This window comes from Ensifer sp. ENS02 (assembly GCF_014851885.1).
Lineage (GTDB): Bacteria > Pseudomonadota > Alphaproteobacteria > Rhizobiales > Rhizobiaceae > Ensifer > Ensifer adhaerens.
Genome location: NZ_JACVAO010000001.1, coordinates 269,178 through 285,140, shown reverse-complemented (window position 1 = coordinate 285,140; position 15,963 = coordinate 269,178). Strand labels below are relative to the sequence as shown.

The 15,963-nt window shown below is 63.7% G+C and carries 19 protein-coding genes and 1 pseudogene; 12 read left to right on the top strand and 8 right to left on the bottom strand.

Going from position 1 to position 15,963, the window contains the following annotated elements; all coding sequences use genetic code 11:
* The first annotated feature begins 5 nt into the window (after nt 1-5).
* From IB262_RS01380 to IB262_RS01365, 4 genes are all read left to right on the top strand, one after another.
* Nucleotides 6-989: a quinone oxidoreductase gene (locus tag IB262_RS01380; protein WP_060515995.1), complete on the top strand. Its 984-nt coding sequence runs from the start codon at nt 6-8 to the stop codon at nt 987-989.
* Nucleotides 990-1,246: 257 nt separating this feature from the next.
* Entirely contained in the window at nt 1,247-1,624 is a 378-nt protein-coding gene (locus IB262_RS01375; RefSeq protein ID WP_034792736.1) for a lipoprotein, read from the top strand.
* The gene (locus IB262_RS01370; protein ID WP_034792734.1) at nt 1,608-2,159 is read left to right on the top strand and encodes an RNA polymerase sigma factor; all 552 of its coding nucleotides are present in this window, start codon (nt 1,608-1,610) and stop codon (nt 2,157-2,159) included. Before IB262_RS01375 ends, IB262_RS01370 begins: the two co-directional genes overlap by 17 nt.
* A complete protein-coding gene (locus IB262_RS01365) occupies nt 2,156-2,989 on the top strand; it encodes an anti-sigma factor (RefSeq protein ID WP_112974904.1) in 834 nt (277 codons plus the stop codon). Before IB262_RS01370 ends, IB262_RS01365 begins: the two co-directional genes overlap by 4 nt.
* 145 nt (nt 2,990-3,134) lie before the next feature.
* Here IB262_RS01365 and IB262_RS01360 read toward each other — a convergent pair whose 3' ends face one another.
* Nucleotides 3,135-3,770 (bottom strand): TetR family transcriptional regulator, encoded by a 636-nt coding sequence (locus IB262_RS01360; protein WP_112974905.1) that lies wholly within the window; start codon nt 3,768-3,770, stop codon nt 3,135-3,137.
* Nucleotides 3,771-3,860: 90 nt separating this feature from the next.
* On the opposite strand from IB262_RS01360, the gene IB262_RS01355 reads away from it, so the two are divergent.
* Nucleotides 3,861-4,514 carry a class I SAM-dependent methyltransferase gene (locus tag IB262_RS01355; protein ID WP_112974980.1) on the top strand — a complete coding sequence of 218 codons (654 nt, stop codon included), beginning with the start codon at nt 3,861-3,863 and terminating at the stop codon, nt 4,512-4,514.
* Nucleotides 4,515-4,585: 71 nt separating this feature from the next.
* Entirely contained in the window at nt 4,586-5,476 is an 891-nt protein-coding gene (locus tag IB262_RS01350; RefSeq protein ID WP_112974906.1) for an SDR family oxidoreductase, read from the top strand.
* Between the two features lie 238 nt (nt 5,477-5,714).
* Here the strand turns inward: IB262_RS01350 and IB262_RS01345 are convergent, their stop codons facing one another.
* Genes IB262_RS01345 through nthA form a run of 3 tightly spaced genes read right to left on the bottom strand, consistent with a single transcriptional unit; the run spans nt 5,715 to nt 7,367 of the window.
* A complete protein-coding gene (locus IB262_RS01345) occupies nt 5,715-6,104 on the bottom strand; it encodes a nitrile hydratase accessory protein (protein WP_112974907.1) in 390 nt (129 codons plus the stop codon).
* On the bottom strand, nt 6,073-6,732 hold the full coding sequence (nthB, locus tag IB262_RS01340; RefSeq protein WP_034792719.1) for a nitrile hydratase subunit beta: 660 nt from the start codon (nt 6,730-6,732) through the stop codon (nt 6,073-6,075). The genes IB262_RS01345 and nthB overlap by 32 nt, the downstream gene beginning before the upstream one ends.
* Nucleotides 6,729-7,367: a nitrile hydratase subunit alpha gene (nthA, locus tag IB262_RS01335; RefSeq protein ID WP_060582730.1), complete on the bottom strand. Its 639-nt coding sequence runs from the start codon at nt 7,365-7,367 to the stop codon at nt 6,729-6,731. The genes nthB and nthA overlap by 4 nt, the downstream gene beginning before the upstream one ends.
* Nucleotides 7,368-7,594: 227 nt before the next feature.
* Here nthA and IB262_RS35840 point away from each other — a divergent pair.
* Nucleotides 7,595-7,750 (top strand): annotated as a pseudogene (locus IB262_RS35840) (DoxX-like family protein); the annotation flags it as partial.
* A complete protein-coding gene (locus tag IB262_RS01325; RefSeq protein WP_112974909.1) occupies nt 7,750-8,229 on the top strand; it encodes a DUF2269 domain-containing protein in 480 nt (159 codons plus the stop codon). The pseudogene IB262_RS35840 and the gene IB262_RS01325, both read left to right, overlap by 1 nt.
* Here the strand turns inward: IB262_RS01325 and IB262_RS01320 are convergent.
* Entirely contained in the window at nt 8,221-8,814 is a 594-nt protein-coding gene (locus tag IB262_RS01320; RefSeq protein ID WP_112974910.1) for a LysE family translocator, read from the bottom strand. The genes IB262_RS01325 and IB262_RS01320 overlap by 9 nt on opposite strands.
* A 542-nt stretch (nt 8,815-9,356) precedes the next feature.
* Between IB262_RS01320 and IB262_RS01315 the strand changes: the two genes are divergently transcribed.
* The gene (locus tag IB262_RS01315; RefSeq protein WP_127889203.1) at nt 9,357-9,596 is read left to right on the top strand and encodes a hypothetical protein; all 240 of its coding nucleotides are present in this window, start codon (nt 9,357-9,359) and stop codon (nt 9,594-9,596) included.
* 92 nt (nt 9,597-9,688) lie between these two features.
* Here the strand turns inward: IB262_RS01315 and IB262_RS01310 are convergent, their stop codons facing one another.
* Nucleotides 9,689-10,600 carry an MBL fold metallo-hydrolase gene (locus IB262_RS01310; RefSeq protein ID WP_112974981.1) on the bottom strand — a complete coding sequence of 304 codons (912 nt, stop codon included), beginning with the start codon at nt 10,598-10,600 and terminating at the stop codon, nt 9,689-9,691.
* Nucleotides 10,601-10,716: 116 nt separating this feature from the next.
* On the opposite strand from IB262_RS01310, the gene IB262_RS01305 reads away from it, so the two are divergent.
* Together IB262_RS01305 and IB262_RS01300 are read left to right on the top strand one after the other, a co-directional pair.
* The gene (locus tag IB262_RS01305) at nt 10,717-11,625 is read left to right on the top strand and encodes a LysR family transcriptional regulator (RefSeq protein WP_112974911.1); all 909 of its coding nucleotides are present in this window, start codon (nt 10,717-10,719) and stop codon (nt 11,623-11,625) included.
* A 171-nt stretch (nt 11,626-11,796) separates the two neighbouring features.
* Nucleotides 11,797-12,642 carry an aldo/keto reductase gene (locus IB262_RS01300; RefSeq protein WP_090294459.1) on the top strand — a complete coding sequence of 282 codons (846 nt, stop codon included), beginning with the start codon at nt 11,797-11,799 and terminating at the stop codon, nt 12,640-12,642.
* Nucleotides 12,643-12,775: 133 nt separating this feature from the next.
* On the opposite strand, the gene IB262_RS01295 is transcribed toward IB262_RS01300, so the two are convergent.
* Nucleotides 12,776-13,525: a glucose 1-dehydrogenase gene (locus tag IB262_RS01295; protein ID WP_112974982.1), complete on the bottom strand. Its 750-nt coding sequence runs from the start codon at nt 13,523-13,525 to the stop codon at nt 12,776-12,778.
* 94 nt (nt 13,526-13,619) lie between these two features.
* Between IB262_RS01295 and IB262_RS01290 the strand changes: the two genes are divergently transcribed.
* A complete protein-coding gene (locus IB262_RS01290) occupies nt 13,620-14,516 on the top strand; it encodes a LysR family transcriptional regulator (RefSeq protein ID WP_034792690.1) in 897 nt (298 codons plus the stop codon).
* 173 nt (nt 14,517-14,689) lie between these two features.
* On the opposite strand, the gene IB262_RS01285 is transcribed toward IB262_RS01290, so the two are convergent.
* On the bottom strand, nt 14,690-15,721 hold the full coding sequence (locus IB262_RS01285) for an NADP-dependent oxidoreductase (protein WP_234798700.1): 1,032 nt from the start codon (nt 15,719-15,721) through the stop codon (nt 14,690-14,692).
* Between the last annotated feature and the right edge of the window lie 242 nt (nt 15,722-15,963).

Below are 15,963 nucleotides of genomic sequence, written 5' to 3'. Positions count from 1 at the left end.
CCAGCATGACGTCCAACATCGATACCTTTCGATTTTCCGAATTTGGCGAGCCGTCGGTGCTCGCCTTCAAGGCCGAGACGCTGGGCGAGCCCGGGCGCGGCGAAATCCAGATCCGCCATCTCGCCATCGGCGTGAACTACATCGACATTTATCACCGCCGGGGTTCGGCACCCCTGCCCCTGCCGAGCGGGATCGGCGTCGAAGGCGTCGGCGTGATCACCGCGCTTGGCGAAGGCGTCGAAGGCTTTTCGATTGGCGCACGCGTCGCCTATGTGGGCGGCCCGCCCGGCGCTTATGCCACCCACCGCAACCTGCCCGCCGCCCGGGCGCTGGCGCTGCCGGAGGAACTGGACAGCCGAGAGGTCGCAGCCCTCGTCTTCAAGGGACTGACCGTCGAATACCTGATCCGTCGCTGCATCGAGGTGAAGCCCGGCGATACGGTGCTCTTCCATGCGGCGGCCGGCGGTGTCGGCTCGATTGCCTGCCAGTGGCTGAGCCACATCGGCGCGACTGTCATCGGCACCGTCAGCTCCACAGAGAAAGCCGAAATCGCCCGGGCCAATGGCTGCCATCATGTCATCCTCTACAGCCAGGAGGATTTCCGGGTCCGCGTCGGCGAAATCACCGGCGGCAAGGGTGTCGGCGTCGTCTATGATTCCGTTGGCGCCGACACCTTCGCCAGGTCGCTCGACTGCCTGCGCCCGCGCGGCACGCTGGTTTCCTTCGGCGCCTCCTCCGGTCCGGTTCCCCCGCTCGACGTCGCCTCGCTCTCGGCCAAGGGCTCGCTCTATGTCACTCGTCCCTCGATCGCCCACTACACTGCCGAGCGAGGCGAGTACGAAGCGGCGGCGCGAGAGTTGTTCGGCGCCATGCAGGCAGGTGTCGTTCGTGCCCCAGCCATCACCACCTATCCGCTTCACGACGCCCGCAGGGCTCACGAAGACCTGGAGGCCCGGCGGACGACCGGATCCGTGGTCCTGCTGCCCTGAACGGCGGTCGCCTCCAACTGGTCAGCGCCCTTATTCGCCCCTCTCGTCGGCCGCGCGATGAACGTCGCGTGGCCGGGTCGTCCTGTGGCCGACCTGCAAGAACCGAACCGAAACTTCCGCCAGTTCTCCGGGAATAAATCCTGTGCTTGCCGTGTCTTACGGTTGGATCTGCACCATGCGGCTCCCGCGGAAACGGGACGAGGAGGCTTTTCGCCCGTTTCCGGACAGGAAAACCATCTTGAGGAAGGACAACTGCCATGAGAACGTTTCCACTGACGATCGCCATGCTGCTTGCGGCCAGCGTAACGGCTTTCGCCGCGCCGCCGGTCAAGGAAGTCGAGACCGCCAAGGGCAAGGTGCTGGCCGGAGAAAACGGCATGACGCTCTACACCTACAAGGACGATCATGGCGGCGTGTCCATGTGCTACGATGATTGCGCCAAGAACTGGCCGCCCTTCTTCGCGGAAGCCAGCGCCAAGGCAGATGGTGCCTATACGGTCGTCGAGCGCAAGGACGGCAAGAAGCAATGGGCCAAGGACGGTATGCCGCTCTACTTCTTCATCAAGGACAAGAAGATGGGTGACATGACCGGCGACGGCATGAAGAAGGGCGAATGGAATGTCGCCAAGCCGTAACGGCGGCAACGAGGATGCGGGGGCACCCCCCGCCTCCGACCGGTTCGAAGAGGATGTGCTGGCCCTGGTGCCGGCACTGCGGCGCTATGCCCGCAGCCTGGTGCGCTCGGACCCGGATGGCGAGGACCTGTTGCAGGATTGCGTGGAGAAGGTGCTTTCACGCCGCGCGCAGTGGCGCGGCGTGAACCTGCGCGCCTGGGCCTTCACCATCATGACCAATCTCGGCCGCAACCGGCACCGCTATGTGGCGATGCACCCGCAGGTGGCGCTGGACGAGGACCTGGGCCTTGAGGCCGAGACCCACGAGAGCGACCCGCTGGAGCGCTCGCGGCTCGAACGGGCGCTGAACGGGCTCTCCACGGAGAACCGCTCGGTGCTGATGCTCGTGGTGATCGAAGGATATCGCTACCAGGACGTGGCCGAGATGATGGCCATACCGATCGGCACCGTGATGTCGCGCCTGTCGCGCGCGCGGCGCCAGCTTGCAGAAGCCATGAAGGACGACAATGTGATCAGCATGCGGAGACCGAAATGACGGAAGGCCACAACACCGTCTCCGAAGACGACCTGCACGCCTATGTCGACGGCGCCCTTGGCCCGCGCGAGCGGTTGCGGATCGAGCAATGGCTCGAGCAAAACCCCACGCAGGCCGAAGAGGTCCGGCAATGGCGGGCGCAGGCGGTCGAGTTGCGCGCGCTCTTTGCCGGCTATGCCCGCAGCGACGCCGATGACCGGGCTCTGCTTCTGAGCAACGGCAGCGAACGCCCGCAACCGGATCCCGGCAAGGACACCCGATCGTTTGCCAGCATCGCCCGCGCCGTCGCCGCCGGCCTGGTGCTCTTTGCGGCCGGCGGCCTCACCGGCCTTTACGCGCCCTCCTTGCTCTCACCCGAGCAAAGCCCCCGGCTGACGCAGACAGCCGACAGCCTGCCGCGCCAGGCGCAATCGGCCTTCCTGGTCTATGCCAGCGAAGTGCGCCATGCCGTCGAGGTCGGCGCCGACGACCAGACCCATCTCGCGACCTGGCTTGGCAAGCGGCTCGATCATCCGCTCTCGATCCCTGATCTCTCCTCGCTCGGCTTCTCGCTGGTCGGCGGCCGGCTGCTGCCGGTCAACGGCAAAGCAGGCGCGATGTTCATGTATGAGGATGGCACCGGCCGACGGCTGACGGTGCTGCTCGGCCGCAACGACGACAACCGCGAAACCAGCTTCCGCATCGACGAGAACGACGGCGTCGAGACCTTCTACTGGATCGACGGCCCGCTCGGCTACGCCGTCACCGGCGAGGTGCCGCGCGATCTGCTGCAGCAGGTGGCGGATGAATGCTACCGGCAGTTCGAAAAGAGCGAGGCGACGAAGAGCTGAGGGGTGACCCAGCCAACGCCGATCAGGCTTTGTTGGCAAGGTATTTCAAGGAGTTACAGTCGAGCCCGCACATTCGTCTCACCCTGCGTGACCCGAGACGCCCTGCGCTCAAAATCGCCGGGACGCTCACAATTTTCGGGATGCATCAGGTGCCGGCGCCCTTCGCCACGAGATAGGCCGAGAACATGTCGGCCATCGCATCCGCATAGGCCTCGATCTCCGCATCGCTGCGCGCCGTTCCCGAAAAGTCCTTCCCCACCGTCGTCATCGTCGTCATGATCAGGTCACCGGCAAGTTCCCTGAGGTCGGTGGGTGCGTTCGGAAGAAGCTCGATCATGAACTGGTCGATGAGCGGATCGTTGGCCTCCCTGGCTTCCCGGGCTTCGGGCGCATCGCGATAAAGGGGTGCCGCGTCGCCCAGGGCAACCCGAACGGCCGCTTCCTCGCATTCCGAGCGCAGGAAGGCGTGAACCAGCGACCGCAGCCGATCGAGCGGCGACTGCGACCCGTCACTGAGGATCGTCGCCAGCAGCCCCGACGTCTGCCGCCATTCGTCGCTTTGCAGGCGGAACAGGATCGCGCCCTTGTTGGGAAAATACTGGTACAGCGACCCGACGCTGACGCCCGCCCGTTCCGCGACGCGGGCCGTGGTAAATCGTTGCGCTCCCTCCTCCTCCAAAACCTGAACAGCAGCCTGGAGAATGGCCTTCACCAGCTCGTTCGAACGCGCCTGCTTGGGCGCTTTTCGTGAAGAAATACGGGCACTTGATCTGTTGGACATTGGCACCGTCCGCAATGCGATTAGAGAATGCGACGAATTATTCGTATTTTTCTCGTGAACGCAAGCCCATCGAAAACGAAGGAACATCCGATGACCACGCTCACCAGCCAGCCTCTCAAGGGCCTTCTCGACCGCCTGTTCGACGAGGCCGATGCCGCGACCAGCCCCGCAGTCGCGCAACTGTCCGCAAGCGAACGCGAACGATTGCTGCACAGCAAGACCGAATATCTGCAGCTCTACGGGCTCTTGAAGGATCTGTGGCTTCCGGTTTCGCGTGAGACCGGCAACCTCCTCTACATGCTCGCCTGCGCAAGCCGCGCCCGCCGGATCGTCGAGTTCGGAACGTCCTTCGGCATTTCGACGCTCTTTCTCGCAGCGGCGCTGCGCGACAACGGCGGCGGCGAGCTGATCACCAGCGAATTCGAACCGGCGAAGGTGGCGCGGGCCGGACAGAACCTCACCGCAGCCGGTCTCGAGGATCTCGTCGAGATCCGGCAGGGTGACGCGCTGACGACTTTCACCGACCTTCCCGACGCGATCGATCTGGTGCTGCTCGACGGGGCAAAACCGATCTATCTCGACGTCTTCAAGCTGATCGAGCCTCGCCTGCGTCCAGGCGCCCTGATCATCGCCGACGACGCCGACAGTTGCCCGGAATATCTCGACTACATCCGTTCGGCCGCCGGCACCTACCTGTCGACACCGTTTGCCGAGGACATCGAAGTGACGATGCGCCTCGCCTGATCGGCGCCATCGTTTCGGTTGAGCGCCGGCGTTTACGCCCACGCAAGGGCACCACATCAAGGAGAACTGCAATGCATGTATTCGTAACGGGCGCGACCGGCTGGGTCGGGTCGGCCGTGGTCAAGGACCTGATCGCGGCGGGGCACAGCGTGTCCGGCCTGGCACGCTCCAGGGAAAAGGCCGCAACCCTCGCCGCAACCGGGGCTTCGGTCGTCGAAGGCGGGCTTGAGTCCGCGGCGATCCTGCAGCGGGCCGCAGGGCAAGCCGATGCCGTCATTCACACGGCCTTCAGGCATGACTTCGTCCATGGCCCGCTCGACCAGGGCTTTTCCAGTTTCCTGGAAAGTGCGACCGAGGATCAGCGCGTCATCGCGCTTCTGGGTGAGGGTCTCGCCGGATCGGATCGGCCGCTACTCGTAACCTCGGGTCTCGCCGGGCTGCCGCTCGGTGCCACGGAAACTGATCGGCCCAATGCCGCCGTGCCGCGCAAATCCGAAGCCGCTGCCCGTGCCCTTGCCGAGCGCGGCATTCGGGCGGCAACGGTCCGGCTCGCGCCTTCGGTTCACGGCCTGGGTGATTATGGCTTCGTCCCGATCCTCGTGCGTCTTGCGCGCCAGACGGGTGTTTCGGCGTATCTGGATGATGGCGCCAATTGCTGGTCGGGCGTCTACCGGGATGATGCAGCACGGGTCTATCGGCTTGCGCTTGAAAGCGGCACGAGCGAGAGCGTCTACCACGCTGTGGCGGACGAAAAGATCCCGTTCCGACAGATCGCCGAGATCATCGGCCGAAATCTCGGCCTGCCGGTCGAAGCCCGCCCGCCCGCGCATTTCGGCTGGTTTGCCGGCATGGCCGGCGGCAACATGGCCGCGTCCAGCGCCCGGACGCGAGCCTTGCTCGGGTGGAAACCTGTTGGGCCTGACCTGCTCACCGATCTGGATCAGGCAGCTTACTACGCGTGATGGTCGCTTCACGTAGCGTTAAGCGATGGCCCCTCATCCGGTCTGCCGACCATCTTCTCCCCGCCCCGCGGGGAGAAGGACACGTGTGGCACCCACTCGGACCAGCGTTCGCTTCCATCGCCTCGTTACTCACGGTCAAGAACGGGTGGTGACGCTCGCCGCAGTCCACGTCCCTTCTCCCCGCAAGCGGGGAGAAGGTTAGGATGAGGGGCAGATCTGCAAGCGGCCGTTGAAGGGCCTACCTGAGCGGATCGTTCTCTCTGACGATCGGTTGCCCGTGCGGCGTTGCTTCCGCCGCGCGCTGCCAGCTCAGCGTCAGGTCTTCCAGTTCTCGACCGGAGGCGAGCGAAAGCTCCGTGACGAGGCGCGAGAGTGCGGCCACCCAGCAGTCGTAATAGTCGCTGGCATCGGCCTTGCGGCCGGGTTTGTAAAGTTCGGCCGAAAGCGCTTCTGCCCATTCGGGCCAGGAGAACACACCCTTTTCGTGCAGGCGCACTGTCATGGCGAAGGCGTTCGCCTGCCAGGGCTCGGCAAAGACCGGATCGCCCTCCGATGATTTCGGCAGTTCGGCCGAGGCAATCAGCGGCGATGTCACCTTACACGTGCTCAAGATAGCTCTCCCAGGCATCGATCGAGACGGTCAGCGTCGGGTCGGCGCCCTCGCCCCAGATCTCCGGCCCATCGAAAACGACCGTGTAGACCCATTGTGGATTTTCGCCGCGGCCATGGGCGTTGTCGTCAGGAAAGACGAAAGAGCCCTGCACCGCCTCGACCCGGCCGAGCTTGGCACGGGCATAGCGCGGCAGGCGCGTATGGGTCTCCGGATTGAAGTTTTTCGTGCGCACCCGGTCGCCGGCGGCAAAGCGTGGGCGCCCCTCGACCGGACGATCGCAGGGGCCGCCTTTGGCGAGCACGCCCGCCACCATGTCGGCCTTCAGCACCCGTTTCGGCGCCGCACCCTGTTCCAGCCTGTGGCCGCCGTCGAGTTCGGCCTGGGTTACGAAGCCGTGGCGCTTCAACAGGGTTTCGAGCGCCCGCGTCCAGATCTCGTAATAGCTCGCCGAAAGATAGGTCGCCGGGGCCAAGTTTTCGCGCGCATGCCGGCTTTCGTCGATCGTCCAGGCGCCAAAGGCGCCGCAGGAAAGCGTGACGCCGAGCGCCCGCTTTTCCCACTCCGCATGGAAGTAGGGCTCGTCCTTTTCAGGCGCCACCGGGCCGAGGCCGTGGGCGCCGCCGAGATCGTGTGGACCGTTCATCGAAGCACCTCCGCGGAAAGTGCCAGGCCCGTGCCGATCATCGCGTCGCGGGTGACGAGGGCAGCAAGCTCGTCCTCGCTGAACCCTTCCGTCCCTGCCGGGCGCTCGGGGATCACGAGATAACGCAGTTCCGCCGTCGAATCCCAAACGCGAATGCGCGTCGTCTCGGGAAGCGTCAGGCCGAATTCCTGGAGCACACCGCGCGGATCGATGACGGCGCGCGAACGATAGGGCGGCGCCTTGTACCAGACCGGCGGCAGACCGAGCACCGACCAGGGGTAACAGGAACAGAGCGTGCAGACGACGAGGTTATGCGTTTCGGGCGTGTTGAACACGGCGCGCATATGCTCGCCCTGCCGGCCGGTATAACTCAGGCTGGCGATCGCTTCCGTCGCATCGCGCTTCAGCCACTCGGCAAATTCCGGATCCACCCAGGCCTTGGCGACCACACGCGCGCCGTTGCGCGGACCGATCTTCGTCTCATAGGTCTCGACGATCGCATCGATCGCCGCCGGGTCGATCAACCCCTTCTCTGTCAGCACCGTCTCCAGCGCCTTCACCCGCGCTTCCATGTCGGTGAAATGGTTGTCGTGGTGATGGTCGTGATCGTGGTGATCGTGATGGTGTTCGGACATTGCCTGGCTCCTCGCAACGCCGTGCCATCACAGGCACAAAGATGGCGCTGCCTCCTCATAAAGTCGTAGCGCATAAACCCCGGATTCGAAATCGATTTCAACGCCCGCGGGTACCCGCAATTGTCACCATAACAAGTCTGGCCCGATGCGGTTCGTACCAGGCCACCGAGCAAGCCGACTTCCGCTGCCGGCGATCATTTGCCACGCAGCTCCGAATGTATCATCTGCGCCATCTAGGCATGCTCGCACTGTCGGTCGCCTATCTCGCCTCCGCTACCCTCGTCGAACCCCAACTTTGGGCGGATCCGCTCGGGCCGCTCGTCAAGGTGCTGCCGTCGCTGCTTCTCACGCTGGCGACGCTGGCCATACTGGATGAACGCTGATGCCGCTCGAAGATCTGCTGCGCCTTGCCCATGTGATCGGTGCCGCGGTGCTCTTCGGCACCGGCGCTGGTATCGCCTTCTTCATGCTGATGGCCAGGCGCACGCGCGATGCCCGGCTGATCGCGCACGTCGCCGCAACGGTGGTCGTCGCCGACACGGTCTTCACCGCGACAGCGGTGCTGCTCCAGCCGATCACCGGTTACCTGCTGGCGACGAGTATCGGCTGGTCGCTGACGGAAGGATGGATCGCGCTGTCGCTGATCCTCTATGTCGTCACCGGCCTCTTCTGGCTGCCGGTCGTTTGGATCCAGCTGCGGCTGCGCGATCTCGCCCGGCTTGCAACGGCCAACGGTGCGCCGCTACCACCGGAGTTCGACCGGCTCTATGCCATCTGGTTTGCCTGCGGCTTCCCGGCCTTCTTTGCCGTCACCGGCATCTTCTGGCTGATGCTGATGAAACCACAATTCGCACTATTTTAGCATCGGCCAGAGGCTGATGACGAGAAGCACCGCCATGGTGATGTTGAACCATTTCAGCCGCGACGGTTCCGAGAGCCATTGGCGCAGCGCCGAACCGAAGCCCGCCCAGGTGGAAACGCTCGGCACGTTGACGAGCGCAAAGACGACGCCGACGACGAGCACGCTGAAGAGGTAGCTTTCGCTGCTGGTATAGGTCGCCATCGCTGACACCGCCATGACCCACGCCTTGGGATTGACCCATTGGAAGGCGGCAGCCCCGATGAAGGTCATCGGTTGTGCGCTGGCCTTGCCTTCGGACAGCGAACGCGAGGTGCCGATCTTCCAGGCGATCCAGATGAGATAGGCACCGCCTGCGAACTTCAGCGCCGTGTAAACGACCGGCATGGAATGGAGCAGCGCACCGAGGCCGAAACCGACGGCGATGAGCAGCAGGAAGAAGCCGGCGCCGATGCCCAGCATATGCGGGATGGTGCGCACGAAACCGAAATTCACGCCCGACGCGAACAGCATCATGTTGTTCGGCCCCGGCGTGATCGAAGTGGTGAATGCGAACAAAAACAGCGCCAGCAGCGTATCGGCCTGCATGGTTTCCTCCCGGTCAATTGGGTCAGCATAATTGACCTATTAGCCGGCATCAGCCGCGAACTTGTCATGGTGACAAGTTTCCCCTCGGCGATAAATTGCCAAAAAACCGTTATAATACAGCAATTTGGCTACAACGTTCGTGCGGCTTTGGACCTAGGGCAGCGCTAGGGTATCCGCCTGGGCCCTGCGTCCCTCAGACCCCGTTATGTCGTGCCGGGCCCCGGTGGGATGGGCCTGGCGGAATCTTACTTGAGGCCATCAGGGTCCCTACACGCCTCTCGGGCTCCGGCTCAACGGTAGATGGTCGGAGCAAGGAAGCGACCAGTCGGGTCGATTGAGCGGCCTGCCGAGAGGCCTCGGTGATGGGGTGGCAATGCGATGACAACGCGCCCAAGCCCGTCGTTGTCCAGCCTCAGCCGTGTGTGTACTCTCGCTGTCATGCACGTGGGTAGGAGGCCACAATGAGGAGGACGATTATTGCCGCTCTCGCCACTTTCGTGTTCACGGCCCCAGCCATGGCGCGATCAGAGGAGAGGCAGTCTATGACAACGCCATCCTTCACCGAATGTCAGAAGGTGCAGCAGGAGGTCATGCGTCTCGTCACAGGTGGAAGGGACTGGAAGCTGGTGCCGTGGGACGGTGGCGCAGTCGCTCTATTTCTCCAAATCGACGGCACAATCGCCATCACATGCAGCAGCGACGGCACAGCCGAAATCTACGCGACGGGCGTCGCTACCAATGCGTTTCCGGGATTTGTTCGCGCCTTTGAACTCCTAAAGTAACAGTGTCCTTGGTCTTGGTGCGCACCGTTTTCAGCATCCGTACATTCATGTGACCGGTCGCCGCCTCGCCTGTGCAGGAACGGTGGTCGGCCTCAGCCCCACTTCATCTCGCCCTTGGCGACCTTGGCGCCGAGCTCGAGCGTCGAGACGCCGGGCAGATCCGGATAGCGCTTTGTCATCGCTGCGATCAGCTCGCCGCTGTCCTTGGCGGCGGCCGCCGCCTCGTTGAAGGCTGCGAGATAATCGCGGGTGAAGCGGACGGCCTCGACGCCCTCCGGCCCGCCAGCACTCTTGTGCGCCGGCACGACGATCGCGGGCTTGCGCGTCGCCATGGCATCGAGCGCCTCGATCCATTTCTGCCGCCCTTCCGCCGTCGCCTCGTCGGCCACCCAGACATGCGAGCCGGAATAGACGAGCACGCCACCGAAAATCGCCTGCAGTTCCGGCACGAAGAGATAGCGCCGGTCCATCATCCCCTCGATCGTGACGATCTCGATCGTGCCGCCTTCGAGCGTCAACGCGGTGCGGTCGTCGGGCGTCGGCATCACCACATCGGCGAGCGTCTGCGGGCCATTGTCCTTCAACTGCGCCCCCCAGGTTTCAAGCTTTCCTTCAACATTGGCCTTGATCGCCTCGACGGTCGCTGAAGCGCCGATAACCTTCGCATCCGGAAAGGCTTCGACGATCGGCTTGAGGCTGAAATAGAAATCCGGATCGTTGCAGCTGACATAGATGGTCGTCAGCCGCTTGCCCGTTGCCTTGATTGCCTCGGCCACCGCCCGGCCGTCGGAAAACGTGAAGCCGCCATCGATCAGGATCGCCTCGCTCTTTCCGGTCAGCAGCACCGGTGTACGGTTGAAGCCGGCATCATCCGCCTGGAAATAGCGCCATTCGAGCGCTGCGGCCGCATTGGCAAAGCGGCCACCGACCGGCTGAATGAGGATGGCGGCGCCGGCCGCCGCTGCCGTCTTGAGTGCGGTCCGCCGGGTCAACTGGATCTGCATGGGGTCTCCTTGGGCTTTTGTCGTGCCCGGCAGGATGACGGCACGGGCGCTCTTGAAAAAGCCCGGCAGTCCGAACAGACTGTCTGACAACTTCAGACAATCGCGAAGAGTTTCGAATGACTGTAAACTTAAATCGCCTCTCGCATTTTGTTGCCGTAGTCGAGTGCGGCTCTTTCACCGCGGCTGCCGAACGGCTCGGGCTTGCCAAAGCCGCCGTCAGCCATCAGGTCGCCCAACTCGAAAAGGAGCTGGGCACCACCCTGCTCGTGCGCACCACCCGGCGGCTAAGCCCGACCGCCACCGGCCAGCGCTTCTACGAGCGCTGCGCGCTGATCCTGCGCGATGCCAATGAGGCCGTCGGCGCGGTCTCGGCTGAAACCGAGATCCCGAGCGGCACGCTGACGCTGACGGCACCGCTCGACTATGGCGCCAAGGTCGTAACCAACGCCGTGGCCGCCTATCTCGCGACCTATCCCGCCATGCGGGTGGAGCTGAGCTTCAACGACACGGTTCTCGACATGATCGAGAACCGCCTCGATCTCGCCATTCGCGCCGGCTGGCTGGTGGATTCCAGCGAACGGGCAAAACGCATCGGCACGTTTCAGCAGCACCTCGTCGCAGCGCCCGCCTATGCCGCAAAGCTCGGGGACATCACGCACCCCAATCAATTGATGGAGGCAGACTGGATCGCCAACGGCGCGCTGAAGGCGCCGCTGGAATGGACCTTCACGCATGCTTCCGGCAACGGGGCGGCAATCCACGGCAAGGCGCTGGTGACCGCCGACAGCACCGATTCCGCCCACTGCTGCGCTGTCGCCGGCATCGGCCTTGCCGTGCTGCCGGACTATCAGGTGCGAACCGACATCGCCGAAGGCCGGCTGGTGCGGTTGCTTTCCGACTGGTCGCTGCCCTCGGGCGGTATCCATGTCGTCTATCCACCCTCCCATTTCCGCCCGGCGCGCGTGCGCGCCTTCGTCGAGATCCTGCAGCGCATGGAAAAAGAGCGCGGGCGGCTTGCCGGATGAAGGCTCGAAAGACCGGCGGGATGCGCTAGATTGCCCGCTACCCGCCGATTTCCTGAAAGCGTTTCCGCTTTTACGGATAGCAACAGGGCGCACGTCAAAGTGCTACAGCGTGAGAGGCGCATCTTGAAAGCTGCGGCCGCTGTGGGCAATTTCGGCCGCGAGGAGAACAGCATGCATGATCCGATCCCGACGACGACACTTCCCGACGGCCGCTCGATCCCGGTTCTCGGCCAAGGCACCTGGCGCATGGGCGACAGCGCAGCACGCAAGACCGATGAGGTGAAGAGCCTGCAGCTCGGCCTCGATCTCGGCCTGACGCTGATAGACACGGCCGAAATGTATGGCAACGGCGCCTCGGAGCGCGTGGTCGGCGAAGCGGTGCGCGGGCGCCGCGACGAGGCCTTCATCGTCAGCAAGGTGCTGCCGTCCAACGCCAGCCGCATTGGCACCGAGGCCGCCTGCGCGCGCAGCCTGAAGCATCTCGGCGTCGACCATATCGATCTCTACCTCCTGCACTGGCGCGGCGGCTACCCGCTGGCGGAAACGGTTGCCGCCTTCGAGGCGTTGAAGAAATCAGGCAAGATCGGCGCCTGGGGCGTCTCGAACTTCGATGTCGACGACATGGAGGAGCTGCTGGACGTGCCGGATGGCAAAAACGTCGCCGTCAACCAGGTGCTCTACAACCTGTCACGCCGCGGCATCGAATACGACCTTTTGCCCTGGTGCCAGAGCCAAGGCATCGCCATCATGGCCTATTCTCCGCTCGACGAGGGTCGGCTCTTGCGCCACCCCGATCTCATTCACATCGCCAAGGCGCATCAGGCGACGCCCTCCCAGATCGCCCTTGCCTTCCTCAAGACCCGCCCCGGCGTCATCTCGATCCCCAAGACCGGCTCGGCCGACCGCCTCCGCGAAAACCGCGACGCAATGGACATCCACCTGACCGCCGAAGACCTCGCCGCCCTCGACCACGCCTTCCCGCCGCCGAAGCGCAAGCGGTCGCTGGAGATGATTTGAGAGAAGCCTCGCGATAACGTTGACCGCGCCCTCAGCCGCTCGGCCCGACTGCGCGCCGGACGCGCAGTCGGTGCAACATCGATGACGGTTCAATCAAACGCCCTCGCTGCTGTTCGGCGACATCCGCTATCCGTCAGACAAGCAACATTCCGCCGTCGACGTGGAGTTCGATGCCGTTGACGAAGCGACCGGCATCCGAAGCGAGGAAGAGTGCCGCACTGGCAAGCTCCCCGGACGTGCCCAGCCGGCCAGCCGGGATCGTCTCGGCCATGTGCTCGATAAAGGGGCCGCGTTCAACCTCGGAGATTCCGAGCTTTCCAAGGATTTCCGTGTCCGTCGGCCCCGGGCTGAGAACATTCACGCGAATGCGGCGCGACTTGAACTCGATCGCCCAGTTGCGCGCGAACGCGGCTGCGGCAGCTTTGGAACCGGCATAGACGCTATGGTTCGGGAGAACCTTGGTCGCCGCCAGCGAACTGGTGATGATGATGCTCCCGCCCTCGTTCATGATGGGAGCGATGGCTTGAACGCCGAAGAAGACGCCCTTGGTGTTGATGGAAAAATGCCGGTCATAGGCTTCTTCGGAGATTGCGTCGGTCGGTTTGAGGTCGATCACGCCCGCGTTGGCAAGGTAGATATCGACCGCGCCAAATCGTTCCGCAACTGTGCCCGCGACCGCCCGATGATGGGCGAGATCAGCCACGTCACCCTGGATGCCGATCGCGCCGAAGCCGATTTCCTGAACGGCTTGATCTAGAAGGTCCTGGCGTCGAGCCGTGATGATGACCTGGGCGCCTTCTTCGGCAAAGAGCTTGGCGGTCGCCTTTCCGATGCCGCTGTTGCCGCCAGTAATGACGGCGACCTTTCCTTGAAGTGTCTTCATTTTCGTCTCCATGTTAGGTGTCATGGAGATAGAGATGCCTTGGACGGCGCATTAGCGGGTTCATGAGCACATGACATGTGCCTGCGAGGTGTAGATGCCCAATCTGCTGAACGAGACGCCTGGCTTGATCGCGTTCGTCAGGACCGTGGAGAGCGGTTCGTTCAGCGCTGCGGCCAAGATCCTGAGGACATCGCCGTCTGCCGTCTCGAGGAGCGTCGGAAGGTTGGAGACCTTGGTCAGGGCCCGCCTGTTTCTGAGGTCAACGCGAGCATTGGTTCTAACCTTCGAAGGGCAATCCTTGTTCGACAAGGTTGCTCCTCTCCTGCGCCAGCTTGATACGTCGGACGAGGTCGCCAGCCGTGAGGACACGCTCGCCGGCAGAATTCGGTTCAGCATGCCAAGCGATCTTGCCCGCTACTTCTTGACCCCGATATTTCGAGATTTCGCATCGGCCTTTCCCGCCATCAAGCTGGAGGTGGGGCTCGCAGACCGGCAAGTTGATTTGATCCGGGAGGATTACGACGTGGCCTTCCGCGTGGGCGGCGGTGGCCAAGGCGAACTGCGCGTACGAAAGCTAGCGAATGTCAACATGGTGATCGTCGCGTCTCCAGCTTACCTCGAGAAACACGGCAAGCCGCGTTCAGTAGACGAGGCGTCGGCTCTTCCCTTCGCCCGATACATCGTGCGTGGTCATCCGAGCCCGATGGTCTTTGCGGGCGGCAAGCAGTTTTCACCGCAGGGCCGCGTGGATTGCGATACCGGGCAGGCACTGCGGGCAGCGGCACTCCACGGTCTGGGGGCGGCACTGCTCATGAAGTGTGTGGTTCAGGACGAGTTGAACGACGGCCGGCTGATCGATATCTCCACTGAACTGGACCTGCCGCCGCAGCCTCTCAACGTGGTGCACGCCTTCGGCTCGATGATACCGCTTCGCGTTCGGCGATTTTGCGATTTCATCGCCGACCAAACCAAGAGCATACCAGGTCTGTGACAGCCTAAGACCAGTGGACTTGCGGTGAAATGGAAATACGCATTCACTCGCTCCGATAGGCCGTTGGCAACCTGCCCGTCCCTGAGAGAAAGGGAGTGAGGGACCATCCTCACGAAACGTCTGCCTTCTGCGCGCTGCGGTTTATCGCAAAGAACCGCCACCGCAAGCGTCGATCACGCAGTGACGCCCGCAATCTCCACCACCACCTTGCCCTTGGCGCGACCGGATTCCAGATAGGCGAAGGCTTCGGCGACATCGTTCAGTGCAAACACGCGGTCGATCACCGGCCTGACCGTCCCGGCGTCGATGAGGCCTGCGAGTTCGGCAAGCTCGGCACCATCAGGATGCATGAAGAGGTAGCGGTAGGAGACGCCGTGTTTCCGGGCGACGGCGCGTATCTTATAGGACGCAAGCCAGAACAGCGCCCTGAGGAACAGCCCGCGGCCGAGATCCTTTCGCGCGGTTTCGGGCTCGGGCATGCCGGCGATGGAAACCACCTTGCCGCCGCGCTTGACGACGCCGAAGGATTTTAGGAGCGTCTCGCCGCCCAGCAGATCGAAGGCGCCGTCCATGTCGCGCAAGCGCTCCTCGAAGCGCTCCTTCGTGTAGTCGATCACCACGTCGGCGCCGAGCGCCTCGACCAGCGCGCGGCCGCGGGGCGATGCGGTCGTCGTGACCTCCGCGCCCAGCCATTTCGCCAGCTGAATGGCGAAAGTACCCACACCGCCGGCGCCACCGGGGATGAAGATCCGGCTGCCCCGCCCCACATGAAGCTCGTCGCGCAGCGCCTGCAAGGCGGTAAGGCCGGCAAGCGGCACGCCGGCTGCCGTGTTGAAGTCGATCGATGCAGGCATCTTCGCCAGGAATTGTTCGGGCACGACGGCATACTCAGCAAGGCCCCCCATGGTGTCTTTGGGCATGCGCGCAAAGACCCGGTCGCCCGGCGCAAACGACGCGACGCCTTCTCCCAGTTCCTCGACGACGCCTGAGAGTTCGTTGCCCATGACGACAGGCAAGGGATAGCGCTGGACGACTTTCAGCATGCCGTCGCGCGTCTTGTAGTCGACCGGATTGAGGCCGGCGGCATGCACTCGGACAAGCACCTCGCCGCGCGCTGCGCGTGGGCGCCGCACGTCGCGCAACTCCGCGGCATCGGAACCACGATATCTCGTAAGGACCAAGGCCTTCATCTTGGTAGAATTCATCAGGCACCTGCGATCGTGAGAAATCTTCTGAGGGAATACTCGGCGAGAAATGCCGTGCGAAGTCAACCACGCGCGTGACGTCTGGCGGCTTCGGTCGCATGCACGTGCACCGATCATCCGGCCGGCCGGGAGGTTTCGGCTGCAACTGCGGCGGCCCCTCATCCTGCCTGCCGGCCACCTTCTCCCCCAAGCGGGGAGAAGGAAACGTGCAGCGGGCGCCCGGTTCCCTTGAACCGCGAGCG